This is a genomic window from Kitasatospora sp. NPDC057692, assembly GCF_042799475.1.
Lineage (GTDB): Bacteria > Actinomycetota > Actinomycetes > Streptomycetales > Streptomycetaceae > Kitasatospora.
The window spans coordinates 300-1,041 of record NZ_JBHVIV010000212.1 but is presented as its reverse complement, the minus strand read 5'-3'; the positions used below and the strand labels follow the sequence as shown (position 1 = coordinate 1,041).

The window sequence follows — 742 nt, the reverse complement described above, 5'->3', positions numbered from 1 at the left end:
GCTCAAACCTTTTAGAAGGGCTTGGAATTTGCGCCAGTGTAATTTCCCTTGCTGTTCGAATAGATCGAGGTTGTAATCAAACAAAAAAGACGCGTATATATACTCCGCGTCTTGTTCAAAGTCAAAAACCTCATCTTTTTTGCTTGTGCTTTGTTCGCCTTCTGAGGTGTTTTGTTCATCTTCGTTTGTGCTTTGTGGTTGCTGCTGAATACTGTCTTGCGCTGTTTCTCCTGGTTCATGAATAAAGTTGTCAAAAATGGCTTTAACCAATATCACTTTTTCATCCAGTGAAAGCTCTTCAACGTCCTCTTTGTTTTCAGCAAAGACAAAAGCCAAAAGCGACCATTTTTGCGCTTCGGTGAATTCTTCATCTTCCAGCAGTTCAAACGCACGCAGCACCACATCAAAAAAGAGACGTAACTTTATACGCCTCCCCTTGAATATAATCACATCTTCTTCAAAACGATCAGTAAGCTTCATCGCTGACCATCACTACTTTATATAGTTTTTTGCTTTCTCCGCTTTGCTCGTTCCCATTTTCTGTTCTAGGTTGCTGTTAACGATATCGACAACTTTAATCATGTTGTAAAGAGACTTACCGCCAGCTTGATAGATAAAATCAAAATTCTCTGCACCAAAATAAGATTCAATTAGTTCTTTCATAGCCTCATTTGCAGCTTCTTCAGCTTGAGAAATTTCTGCTTCAGTAAGCTTTGTGAAATCCATGCCTTTAAATTTCTCA

The 742-nt window shown here is 38.9% G+C and carries 2 protein-coding genes; both read right to left on the bottom strand.

From position 1 onward, the window contains the following. A partial coding sequence (locus ACFVFS_RS40880; RefSeq protein WP_380630195.1) for a Gp15 family bacteriophage protein occupies window positions 1-480 on the bottom strand: 480 nt, incomplete at its 3' end. 12 nt (window positions 481-492) lie between these two features. Next, window positions 493-742: hypothetical protein (locus ACFVFS_RS40875; protein WP_380630194.1), on the bottom strand; the 250-nt coding region annotated here is incomplete at its 5' end.